Annotated in this window: 9 protein-coding genes and 1 pseudogene; all 10 read right to left on the bottom strand. The window is 55.8% G+C overall.

Annotation, left to right across the window (positions count from 1 at the left end; genetic code table 11):
- Nucleotides 1-6 precede the first annotated feature (6 nt).
- The 10 genes and pseudogenes from JWR17_RS04855 to ffh all read right to left on the bottom strand — a co-directional run bounded on the left by JWR17_RS04855 (nt 7) and on the right by ffh (nt 12,294).
- Nucleotides 7-3,566, bottom strand: a pseudogene (locus tag JWR17_RS04855) (transporter substrate-binding domain-containing protein).
- Nucleotides 3,567-3,717: 151 nt separating this feature from the next.
- Nucleotides 3,718-5,142, bottom strand: a complete 1,425-nt coding sequence (thrC, locus tag JWR17_RS04850; protein WP_299828842.1) for a threonine synthase — start codon at nt 5,140-5,142, stop codon at nt 3,718-3,720.
- 149 nt (nt 5,143-5,291) lie between these two features.
- Entirely contained in the window at nt 5,292-6,596 is a 1,305-nt protein-coding gene (locus JWR17_RS04845; RefSeq protein ID WP_299828840.1) for a homoserine dehydrogenase, read from the bottom strand.
- A 141-nt stretch (nt 6,597-6,737) separates the two neighbouring features.
- Nucleotides 6,738-7,478: a bifunctional protein-disulfide isomerase/oxidoreductase DsbC gene (gene dsbC / locus JWR17_RS04840; RefSeq protein ID WP_299828838.1), complete on the bottom strand. Its 741-nt coding sequence runs from the start codon at nt 7,476-7,478 to the stop codon at nt 6,738-6,740.
- A gap of 166 nt (nt 7,479-7,644) precedes the next feature.
- Nucleotides 7,645-8,541, bottom strand: a complete 897-nt coding sequence (gene xerD / locus JWR17_RS04835) for a site-specific tyrosine recombinase XerD (protein ID WP_299828836.1) — start codon at nt 8,539-8,541, stop codon at nt 7,645-7,647.
- Between the two features lie 202 nt (nt 8,542-8,743).
- The gene (gene rplS, locus JWR17_RS04830) at nt 8,744-9,094 is read right to left on the bottom strand and encodes a 50S ribosomal protein L19 (protein ID WP_296248607.1); all 351 of its coding nucleotides are present in this window, start codon (nt 9,092-9,094) and stop codon (nt 8,744-8,746) included.
- 43 nt (nt 9,095-9,137) lie between these two features.
- Entirely contained in the window at nt 9,138-9,890 is a 753-nt protein-coding gene (gene trmD / locus JWR17_RS04825) for a tRNA (guanosine(37)-N1)-methyltransferase TrmD (RefSeq protein WP_299828834.1), read from the bottom strand.
- A gap of 5 nt (nt 9,891-9,895) precedes the next feature.
- Entirely contained in the window at nt 9,896-10,432 is a 537-nt protein-coding gene (rimM, locus tag JWR17_RS04820) for a ribosome maturation factor RimM (protein WP_299828832.1), read from the bottom strand.
- Nucleotides 10,433-10,437: 5 nt separating this feature from the next.
- Complete coding sequence (rpsP, locus tag JWR17_RS04815) at nt 10,438-10,689, bottom strand: 30S ribosomal protein S16 (RefSeq protein WP_297846527.1); 252 nt, start codon at nt 10,687-10,689, stop codon at nt 10,438-10,440.
- 228 nt (nt 10,690-10,917) lie between these two features.
- A complete protein-coding gene (gene ffh / locus JWR17_RS04810) occupies nt 10,918-12,294 on the bottom strand; it encodes a signal recognition particle protein (protein ID WP_299828829.1) in 1,377 nt (458 codons plus the stop codon).
- Between the last annotated feature and the right edge of the window lie 74 nt (nt 12,295-12,368).

The following is a 12,368-nucleotide window of genomic DNA, read 5'->3' as shown; positions in this document are numbered from 1 at the left end:
CACGTCCTAATCTGCCCGCTCCGGGAGGTGATAGTTGATATCGATGCGTAACTGATCAATGGCAGCGTTTAACGTTTGCCATTGCTGGGGCAACACGGCGCTGACTTTCTCTCGTACGCTGCCGTCAAGCAGCGCGCACGCCTTGGCTAACGGCACGGCATCAATCAAACACGCCACGCCCTTCAAGCGATGCAGCGAAGCACTTAGCGCCGTCCAGTCCAGCTCGGTGACAGAGGGGTGCAAGCGCTCGCTCTCCTCCCTTAGGTTTTTCCAGAGTTCCAATAGCAAATGCTGCAGTTGAACGTCGTTGGCCTGGGTCATCTGGCGAAGGGTGTCGATATCAAATGACTGCATCGGCGCGATATCTGCCAGCACCTGTGCCAGCCGATTCAACGCCACCGGCTTGACCAGCAGTTGGTTCATGCCTGCCTGCTCGCAGCGGTCGCGCTCATCATTCAACGCATTGGCTGTGCAGCCAATAATCGGACACGCCCGAAGTTGCTCATTCAGTTCTGTGCGACGAATGGCTTCAGTCAGCGCATAACCGCTCATGCCTGGCATGTTGCAATCGGTGAAGAGCGCATCGAAATTGCCGTCTTGCCATTGCTGCAAAGCCGCATGGGCACTGCTGACCGATACCACGTCGTGACCAAGAAACTCGAGCTGTCGGGTCAGCACCAGTCGATTTGCAGACAGATCGTCTACTACCAGCAACTGCAGCGAGCGACCCGAGAACTGAATTTCGACGGGGCTGGTGGTTTTGTCGCGGCCGGGAGCCACCCGGGCCAGGCTCACCTCCACCGTCACGCAGGTACCCGTTCCAGGCTCGCTTTTCAGGCTGACGTGGCCACCCATCAACTCAACCAATTGCTTGCAAATACTTAAGCCAAGCCCCGTGCCGCCGTAGTGAGCACCCGTGCTGTCACTTGCCTGGACAAAGGGCTGGAACATCAGGTGTTGCTGTTCGGTATCAATGCCGATGCCACTGTCCTGAACACTGATCCGAAAACAAGGTCGCTGCGGTGCACCTGAAATATCGACCTTTAGCACCACGCTGCCTTCGCGGGTAAATTTCAACGCATTGCCTAACAGGTTGTGCATCACTTGGCGCAGGCGCATCGGGTCAAGCCAGTAATCGCCCTCGGCCTGATCCGCGAATTCCAAACTCAGTTCAAGGCCTTTGCTTTCTGCACTGGCTTTGAACATTCGGTATATGCCGTCAAAAAATTTCCGAAGAGGCGTGACCGCCAGCGCCAGTTGCATGTTCCCGGCTTCGATTTTGGTCAGGTCCAGACTGTCGCCGATCAGGTCGATCAACTCCGATGCCGACTGGTAAGCGACCTCAAGTCCTTCGGACGGCGTATCACCCCGGAGTACTGCCTGCTCTCGCTCGAGTTCAAGCAAGCCAATAATCGCGCCCATCGGCGTGCGGATCTCATGGCTCATGGTCGCCAGAAACGCGCTTTTCGCCTCGTTCGCCTGTTCGGCCTGTTGTCGCGCTTCTGTCAGTTCGGCTTCCAGCCGTTTACGCTCGGTAATATCAATCCAGCCGCCCAGCAACCCTTGCAGTTGAGCGTCTGCGCTGTAGAACGGCACCGTCCACTGGTAAGCGTCGATCAAGCGGCCGAACAGCTCCATTCTTCGATCGGCGAATACCGGTTGCTGGGTTTCCAGTAATCGAAGGTAATCAGCATGCATTTGCTGGGCACTGGAATGCGGAATCAAATCGACATCAATCAATCGGCGCCCACTCATTTGTTCGAAACTGACGCCAAAGCTCTCTTCGTAGCTGCGATTGCATGAGATCAAGCGACCCTTGAGGTCACGCACGTAGATGGGATTAGGAATGCCGTCGAGCAAAGCGCGCTGGAATACCAATTGGTCGCTCAGTTGCTCCTGCGCCCTGAGTCGCTGACGGATCTGCTTCTTCAAGCGGCTGTTCCAGATCAAGGAAATCGATCCCAGCATCAGCATGACGGCTAATGCCCAACTGACCCATTCAGGGATGCGCCGCCAGACAGGTGGCTGGGGGTTGACAGCTCCCAACCACTTGATACGTATTGCGCGAAGGTCGGCCACCGGAAACTCTTCGAGCGCCTTGTTCAAGATGCTGAGTAGTTCAGGCTGAGTGTTCAGGATGGCAAAACGATCTGACGACCATTGCCCTTCAACGGTTCGCCCGACTTTCAGCCCGTCATGGGGAAACATATGAGCGCCCGCCTCGCTCTGGATGGTTGCATCGGCTCGCCCATTCGACACCCATTGCCGGGCCTGTTCGTAGGTTTTTACTGAAAGGATATTGATTTCTGGATAATTTTTACGAAGATAGTCTTCCATGGCATGTTTGGCTGGCAGCGCGAGATTACGCCCCGACAGGCTCTTCAGACTGACCAGTGACGCATCGCTGTCTCTCACTACGAAGACCCAATTGCTACCCCCGAACGAGTAGGTGTAATCGAGAAATTTTTTGCGCTCGCTGTTCTCGGCCAACGTCGTACTCATGTCAGCCTGGCCGGTGCGCAGTAACTCGATACTTTCCTTGGTTGACGCCACCTCTCTATGAATGAACTGAAGACCGGTCATGCGTGAAATACGCTCTAACACGTCCTCGTTAAGACCAATCCAGCGTCCGTCTTTATCGGTGTACACGTACGGCGGATGTTGCCCGGAAACCACCGTGACCCGAGAGTGCTTTCGAATCCAGCTTTGTTCGGCAGTGCTTAACTTTATTCGCTGGCGGCCGACGTCGGAGCCCAGGCCAGTGGTCCAACGACCAAGCACTTCACGGCGTACTGAATCATCAAGGTCTGCAAGCGCAAGATTGATCATTGTCGCCAGCGCGCTGTCTTCCTGACGTATGGCAAAAGAAAATCCTACAGGGGGTAACGCGCTTTCAAACTTGATGTGCAAACCCATATACGGCCGTAGCGCTGTATAGGCACGCACAATGACCTCGTTGCCGATAAAAGCATCGACCTCGCCTTGGCTCAAGGCTTCCAGGGCGCTTTGCAGATTAGGTGCGAGGATCACGTCACTGTCGGGATAAACCCGTTGTACAACTTTGGCGTCAGCGTAACCATCAAGGAGTACGACCTTTTTGCCCTTCAGACCCGATGGCACATGACGTCATTGCTACGGCCGACGGTGACCGAGCGGTCCGGCAAGTACTCCGTGGAGAACGCCAGTCCTTCGACCCCACGCTCAAAGCCATTTGCGCTGGTCAGTATGTCGATGGAGCCGTCGCGTAACGCCTGGACAGCCTCGGAGCGCCGAGCAAAACCCACTATCTGGATAGGCACAGAGAGCTTGTCGCCGATCAAACTCAGGTAGTCGGCGCTGATGCCTTGATAACGATTGCGATCACTGGTGATGTCGATCGGCTCGTAGTCGGCAATCGAAATGCCGACACGCAATAGACGGTGCTGTTCGATCCATTGTTTCTGTTGGGGGTCCAACGTCAGCGGGGGCAGGCCAACGAAGGGTGGCACGAGCCTGAACGACAGGCTTTGTGCTGCCAACGCCGTTTGACAGAGGCATAACAGTAACGACAGCAGGGCTGTGCGCATCACGTTTTTAAAGGCGGCACTTATGCCGTTCATACTGACTTCGTTCACCGCGGTGTCCATTCCTATGGATCCAAATACCTCGCAAGTGTGGCACGCAAAAATAAGAAAGCCCGCCATGGGGCGGGCCTTATGTTGTTACACAACGATACCGTTAGAGCGGTTTACCGCGGTTACCATGCTGGCTGACAAAGGCCTGTATGGCTTTGAGGTCATTGGGAAGCACGGTGCACTTCTCTTTGCGTTCGAACAAATCAGACAAATGTGCAGGTAGCTCAAGCGCTTTTCCTACGCCTGCCTTATTAACGGCTTCCGGGAATTTGACCGGGTGCGCGGTCCCCAGAATAACCATCGGTGTGTCCAGGCTGCGACGGCAATCTCGGGCCGCTTTTACGCCGATGGCGGTATGCGGATCGAGCACTTCACCAGTGCTTGCAAACACCTCGGCAATTGTCTCGCAGGTTTCCTCGTCACTGACCGCCAGCGAGTCAAACAGCTTCCGGGTTTCAGTCCAGCGCTCGGCATCAACGCTGAATTCGCCGGTCCGCTTGAATGTGTCCATCAAGCCGGCAATGGCTGAGCCGTTGCGCCCGTGCATATCGAACAGCAAACGTTCAAAGTTCGACGAGACCATGATGTCCATGGACGGCGACAGCGTCGCGTGCAGGGTTTCCTTGCTGTACTGATTACCGCTCATGAAACGGTGCAAGATGTCGTTACGGTTGGTGGCAACGATCAACTGGCTGATTGGCAAGCCCATGTTGCGGGCCAGGTACCCGGCGAAGATATCGCCGAAGTTACCCGTAGGTACCGAGAACGCCACGGAGCGTGCCGGGCCGCCAAGCTGCAACGAGGCGTGAAAGTAGTAAACGATCTGGGCCATGATTCGCGCCCAGTTGATCGAATTGACCGCAACCAGACGCGTCCCCTTCAGGAAGTCCTGATCGGCGAAGCTGGCCTTGACCATTTCCTGGCAATCATCGAAGTTGCCTTCGATGGCGATGTTGTGAATGTTCTCGCCAGCTATGGTCGTCATTTGCCGACGCTGCACTTCCGACACGCGATTGTTCGGGTGCAGGATGAAAATGTCGACGTTGTCGCAACGACGACAACCTTCGATAGCGGCCGAGCCGGTGTCACCGGAGGTGGCGCCGAGAATCACGACGCGCTCGCCACGCTTGGCCAGCACGTAATCGAGCAAACGCCCGAGCAGTTGCAGGGCGAAATCCTTGAACGCCAAGGTTGGGCCATGGAACAGTTCAAGCACCCACTCGTTGCCATTCAGCGGGCGCAGAGGCGCTACACCGCTGTGGGCAAATACGCCGTTCTCGCCTGACGAATAGGTTTCTTCGAGAATTTTTTTGAAGTCGGCATCTGGAATGCTACCGGTGACAAACGGCCGCATGACTCGGAAAGCCAACTCGTGATACGGCAAACCGGCCCAGGAAGCTATTTCTTCCTGAGTGAAGCGCGGCAGGTTTTCGGGTACATACAGGCCGCCATCGCTGGCAAGGCCAGTGAGCAGCACGTCTTCAAAATTCAGCGCTGGCGCTTGGCCGCGGGTACTGATGTAGCGCATGGGGGCAACCTTCGTTTGGAGCGGCAAGCTTTAAGCTGCGAGCTGCAAGTTGAGAACGATTCGACTCTAACCTGCGACTTGCTACGTAACGCCTATCGCGATGTTGATTTTGCTTTACTTGCAGCTTGCCGCTTGAGGCTTACCGCGACTCAATTCAAATGTTCTACGCGGATCCGAACCACCGGTCCAACCACGTCCTGCAAAGCTTCCAGCGCCTCGATAGCGTCGTTCATGCGTTTTTCTACCACGCTGTGGGTCACTAGAATCATTGGCACCAGGCCGTCGTGTTCTTCGACTTCCTTTTGCATGATCGATTCGATGTTAATGCCGCGTTCCGACAGAATACTCGCCACCTGAGCCAGCACGCCCGGGTGATCCTTGGCCTGGATGCGCAGGTAATACGCGCTTTCACAGGCTTCGATGGGCAAGATCGGGTGGGCGGACAACGAGTCCGGTTGGAACGCCAGGTGCGGCACACGGTTCTCCGGATCTGAGGTCATGGCGCGGACCACGTCGACCAGGTCGGCGATAACCGACGAAGCCGTAGGCTCCATGCCAGCCCCAGCGCCATAGAACAGGGTCGAACCTGCCGCATCACCGTTGACCATGACCGCATTCATTACGCCGTTCACGTTGGCGATCAGACGGTCAGCTGGAATCAGCGTTGGATGAACCCGCAATTCGATGCCTGCAGCGGTGCTACGGGCCACGCCCAAGTGCTTGATGCGGTAGCCCAGCGCTTCGGCGTAGTTCACGTCAGCAGTGGTCAGCTTGGTGATGCCTTCGGTGTAGGCCTTGTCGAATTGCAATGGAATGCCAAAAGCGATCGAGGCGAGAATCGTCAGCTTGTGCGCAGCGTCAATGCCTTCGACATCGAAGGTCGGATCGGCTTCGGCATAGCCCAGGGCCTGAGCTTCGGCCAACACATCAGGAAAGGTACGGCCCTTCTCCCGCATTTCGGTGAGGATGAAGTTACCCGTTCCGTTGATGATGCCGGCGACCCAGTTGATGCGGTTGGCCGACAGACCTTCCCGAATAGCCTTGATCACCGGAATACCGCCCGCCACAGCCGCTTCGAACGCAACGATCACGCCCTTTTCACGAGCCTTGGCAAAAATTTCATTGCCGTGTACGGCGATCAGCGCCTTGTTGGCAGTGACCACATGCTTGCCATTTTCTATAGCCTTGAGCACCAGTTCACGGGCAACGGTGTAGCCACCTATCAGCTCGACGACGATGTCGATCTCCGGGTTGGTCGCCACGGCGAAAACATCGGTGGTTGTAGGGGTACCGGTAATGTGGCAATTGGGGTTGGGCGTACGCAGGGCGATTTGCGCGACTTCAATGCCACGCCCGGCGCGGCGAGCAATTTCCTCAGCGTTACGCTGAAGCACGTTAAAGGTGCCGCCACCAACAGTACCTAGCCCACAGATGCCTACTTTGACCGGTTTCACTATGAACTCCCCATAAAACGGCCGACGCAAAGGCCGGCCGTGAAAAACGCCACCTGCAATGAGGCAGCTCTCTATTTAGTGAAGCGGCGGTTCAGGTCCGCGCGCCCATAATCGTCAAAGCCTAACCCTGGCGAAACAGGATTACTGGGCGCTCAAAGCCAGCTTGGCAACTTGCGGTGCTGGCTGATAACCCGGAATGATCTGACCGTCAGCCAAAACAATGGCTGGCGTGCCATTCACACCAATGGACTGGCCCATAGCGTATTGCTTGGTCACAGGATTGGCGCATTTTGGCGCATCGATATTTTTGCCAGCGACCATTCGGTCCATGGCGCTTTTCTTGTCTGTGGAACACCAGACCGCTTGCAGCTGTTCATCACCTGGAGAATTCAGGCCCTGACGTGGGAACGCCAGATAACGAACTTCGATACCCAGGCGATTCAACTCGGGTACTTCAGCATGCAATTTGTGGCAGTACGGGCAGGTGGTGTCAGTGAACACAGTGATATGCGATTTGGTTTCACCGATGGCCGGATAAACAACCATTTCAGCCATGGGAATGGCATTGATTGTCTTTGAAATAGCCAGACGCTCGGTTTTTTCGGTCAGGTTGACCGGCTTGCCATCCTTCATCTGAAACAGATAACCCTGCACCACGAACTGGCCGTCAGCACTGGCATACAGCACGCGCCCGCCCTGCAGTTTGACTTCATACAAGTCGTTCAACGGGCTGACCGCGATGCTCTCGATCGGCACGTCGAGCTTCAAGGTGCCCAAGGTTTCGCGGATGGCTTTATCGGCGGCATCGTCAGCTTGGGCAAACATACTCAGCGAGCTGGCCAACACGATGGCGGCAGCGGCAAAAATCTGGGTCACGCGCACGGGGGACTCCTTGGGCGATGGGCTATGGGGGATGCTAATAACGGTGGTCATGGAGGACCGGAGGCGTTTTAACAATGCCCAAATTGCGAACCGACAAAGCCTATCACATTAGGGCTGAGAGGCCGACTTCGACTGATGTAAGACCGGTCGGAAAATCACTGGGTTTTTAACCCCGTGGGTGATGCTTGGCGTGCATTTCCTGCAACCTTGCACGGGCGACATGGGTATAGATCTGCGTGGTCGACAAATCGCTATGCCCCAATAACATTTGCACCACGCGCAGGTCAGCGCCATGGTTCAGCAAATGAGTGGCAAAGGCATGGCGCAGGGTATGCGGCGACAACGATTTACCGATGCCGGCAACCATGGCGTGATGCTTGATCCGGTGCCAAAACGTCTGACGGGTCATTTGCTCACCGCGCAGGCTGGGAAACAGCACATCACTGGGGCGACCGTTGAGCATTTCAGCCCGGGCATCGCGCATGTAACGCTCAATCCAGACAATCGCCTCTTCACCCATGGGTACCAGGCGTTCCTTGCTGCCTTTACCCATGACCCGCAAAACACCCTGACGCAAATTGACTTGTTCTAGGGTCAAGCTAATCAGCTCGGTAACCCGCAGGCCGCAGGCATACAGCACTTCAAGCATGGCGCGATCACGCTGGCCAATCGCTTCGCTCAAGTCTGGCGCCGCCAACAATGACTCGACATCCGCTTCGGAGAGCGACTTGGGCAGCGGCCTGCCCAACTGCGGCATGTCCACCTGCAACGTGGGATCAATTTGAATCAGTTTTTCCCGCAACAAATACCGATAGAAGCCACGAACCCCGGAAAGAAAGCGTGCTGTCGACCTCGGCTTGTACGCTTTTTCCAGACGCCATGCCAAGTGGTCCAAAATCAGCTCGCGGCCAGCCTTGTCCAGCTCAATGCCCTGCTCTTGAAGCCAGCCATTGAACAACGCCAAGTCGCTGCGGTACGCACCGCGGGTGTTGTCCGACAGGCCTTTTTCCAGCCATAGCGCGTCTAGAAACTGGTCGATCAAAGGGTGGTCGATGGCGGGCATAGGGTTGAAAGCTTCTGCGAAAAAGAATGGACGGAGTTTTTCACATAACCTCTGTAGGAGCCAACGTGTTGGCGAAGCGGTGTGTCAGGAAAGACGCTTCGCCAACACGTTGGCTCCCACAGAAGGCAGGCCCCACGGGCCAAATCCCAGGCACAAAAAAGCAGCCCTTAGGCTGCTTTTTTTACACCGTGAAAAACTGAAATCAGGACAGTTTTTCTTTGATGCGAGCTGCTTTACCGGACAGGTCACGCAGGTAGTACAGTTTGGCTTTGCGAACGTCACCGCGACGTTTCACTGCCATGCTGTCGATTTGCGGGCTGTAGGTCTGGAAAGTACGCTCAACGCCAACACCGTTGGAGATTTTACGAACAGTGAAAGCACTGTTCACACCACGGTTACGCTTGGCAATTACTACGCCTTCGAACGCTTGCAGACGCGAACGGTCGCCTTCCTTCACTTTCACCTGAACGACAACAGTGTCGCCCGGGGCAAAGGGAGGGATCTCTTTAGTCATCTGCTCAGCTTCGAGTTGCAGAATGATTTTGTTAGTCATGCTGTGCTCCTAAGGCAGATCATCAGGATCTACCATCGATACGTTAACTATCGTCCCGCTCGCGGATATATTCCGCCAGCAGCTTTTTCTCTTCTCCAGAAAGCGAGCGGCTTTCCAGAAGATCGGGTCGTCGTTCATAGGTCCGCCCAAGGGACTGCTGTAAACGCCAACGCCGGATATGTGCGTGGTTGCCACTTAGCAACACGTCGGGAACACGCTGATCCGCATACACCTCCGGACGGGTGTAGTGCGGGCAATCCAGCAGACCATCCGTGAAGGAATCTTCCTCCGCAGAGTCCGCATGCCCTAAAGCTCCAGGCAGCAGCCGTGTAACCGCATCTATCAGGACCATCGCCGGCAGCTCGCCACCGGAAAGTACATAGTCACCAATCGACCACTCTTCATCGACATGAGCTTCAATGAAACGCTCGTCAATGCCTTCATAACGACCTGCGATGAGGATAAAAGCCTCCCCTTGCGCCAGTTCGCGTACCGCCGACTGATTCAGTTGGCGGCCTTGTGGCGACAGGTAAATAACCTTCGCCGCTTCCCCTGCTGCCTGCCTGGCCTGAACCAGAGCATCTTCCAGAGGCTTGATCTTCATCACCATGCCCGGACCACCGCCAAAAGGGCGATCATCAACAGTGTGGTGACGATCAGTGGTGTAGTCCCGCGGATTCCAACAAGTCAGCTGTAGCAGCCCTTGTTTCACCGCACGGCTGGTAATGCCGTAGTCGCTGATAGCGGAAAACATCTCAGGGAACAGACTGATCACTTCTACGCGTAGGCTAGCCATGTCGCTTAGAAGTCCGCATCCCATTCCACCTTCATCTCGCCGGCACCAAGGTCAACTGCCAACACACACTGCTCTGTATAGGGCAACAAGCGTTCGCGATCATCCAGGCTACCTGCACAAGGCTTGACCACCATTACATCGTTCGAGCCGGTTTCCAGCAGGTGATCAATTTTCCCGAGCAATTGCCCGAGTTGGTCGATGACCTGGAGACCTTCAAGCTGGTACCAGTAGTACTCGCCGTCGGTCAGATCAGGGAACAGGTTACGCGGAACGCAGATTTCAAAACCGGCCAGAAGACGAGCTTCTTCACGGTCATCGAGACCTTTGATCTTTGCGACCAGGAACTTGTTTTGCAAGCGTCCACTGACCAGCTCTACCTGTCGTACTTCACCGTCGCGCCGAAGCGTGAGGGTTTTGTAATCCAGCAGGTTACCAATTGGATCAGTAAAGGAAAAAACCTTCACTTCGCCGCGAACGCCGTGAATCGAGTAGATCTTGCCAATAACGATCAAATCATCAGCAATGGTTGGCGTCGCGTTCATATTGCTCAGGCCGCTGCCTTAGCATTGTCCTTCAACAACTGAGCAACACGCTCAGAAGGTTGTGCACCAACGCTCAGCCAGTAGGCAACGCGTTCGTTGTTCACGGACAGACGGATTTCTTGACCACGAGCAACCGGGTTGAAGAAACCAACTTGTTCCTTGTGTGAACCGTCGCGCGGGTTGCGGCTGTCGGTCACGGTCAAATGGTAAAACGGGCGCTTTTTGGAGCCGCCAAGGGCAAGACGGATGGTAAGCATATAAGCATCGTTCCTGTAGTCGGTGCAGCAAATCTAAGATGCACAACGGGCATAGGTGCCCGAAAGGCCGCATATTCTAAGGAATATCCGCACTTTTGCAAATGTCTTTTTCAGGCGCCTACCGGCATGCCATCGAGATCTGCCATGGAGCCGCCGTAAACAGCGGCATTTCAATCCCGCCAAAAGCGGGATTACTGGAGGCGAACCTCCATGTGAGGGGGGCTGCAATTACATTTTCGGTGCGCCGCGACCCGGCATCATGCCGCCCATGCCACGCATCATTTTTTGCATGCCGCCTTTGGCAGAAAACTTCTTCATCATTTTCTGCATTTGTTTGTGCTGCTTGATCAAACGCCCGATGTCCTGCACTTGAGTGCCTGAACCCAGGGAGATTCGGCGCTTGCGCGAGCCACTGATCAGGTCCGGGTCACGGCGTTCGGCCGGCGTCATCGAGTTGATGATGGCTTCCATCTGCTTGAACTGCTTTTCGGCCGCGCCCTGGGCGTTGCCCATCTGAGCCAGATTCATACCGCCGATGCTGGGCAATTTATCCATGAGACCGCCGAGGCCGCCCATGTTTTTCATTTGCTGCAACTGATCACGGAAGTCTTCGAGGTCGAAGCCCTTACCTTTTTTCAGTTTTTGCGCGAGCTTGTCGGCTTTTTCTTTGTCGAGGCCCTGTTCGGCTTGTTCGATCAGGCTGAGCACGTCGCCCATGCCGAGGATGCGCGAAGCGATACGGTCCGGGTGGAACGGTTCGAGCGCGTCGCTCTTCTCACCCATACCGATGAATTTGATCGGCTTGCCGGTGATTGCACGCACCGACAGTGCAGCGCCGCCCCGAGCATCGCCGTCGACTTTGGTCAGGATCACACCTGTCAGCGGCAACGCATCGCCAAACGCCTTGGCAGTGTTGGCCGCATCCTGACCGGTCATGGCGTCAACCACGAACAGCGTTTCGGCAGGTTTCACCGCAGCATGCAGCGCCTGGATCTCGCCCATCATCTCGACATCGATGTGCAAGCGGCCGGCGGTATCGACAATCACCACGTCGATGAACTTAAGCGTGGCTTCTTTAATAGCGGCCAGTGCGATATCGACTGGCTTCTGGCTAATGTCGGACGGGAAGAACGTCACGCCAATTTCGTTGGCCAGTGTTTCAAGTTGCTTGATAGCCGCAGGACGGTAAACGTCCACCGAGACCACCATGACGCTTTTCTTTCTGCGCTCTTTCAAGAAGCGCGCAAGTTTGCCAGCGGTGGTGGTTTTACCCGCACCCTGCAAACCGGCCATCAGCACGACGGCAGGCGGCGTGACATTGAGTACCAGATCTTCGTTGGCCGCGCCCATCAACGATTCGAGTTCGGCCTGAACAATCTTCACGAACGCCTGGCCCGGCGTCAGGCTACGCGACACCTCGGTGCCGACAGCACGGTCCCTGACCTTGTTGACGAAGTCTTTGACCACCGGCAAGGCGACGTCGGCTTCGAGCAGCGCCATCCGCACTTCGCGCAGCGTGTCCTTGATGTTGTCTTCGTTCAGCTTGGCCTTGCCAGTGACATGGCGCAGGGTCTGTGAAAGACGTTCGGTAAGATTTTCAAACATGCGCGATCCTTTCAGGTTCCTGGTGAACCCACGGTTGGTGCGGCCTGGCTCGCGGCGCCCTGCTCTGAACAGCG

It is taken from the genome of Pseudomonas sp. (assembly GCF_028293835.1).
Classification (GTDB): Bacteria; Pseudomonadota; Gammaproteobacteria; order Pseudomonadales; family Pseudomonadaceae; genus Aquipseudomonas.
This window is presented reverse-complemented; position numbering and strand designations above follow the sequence as displayed.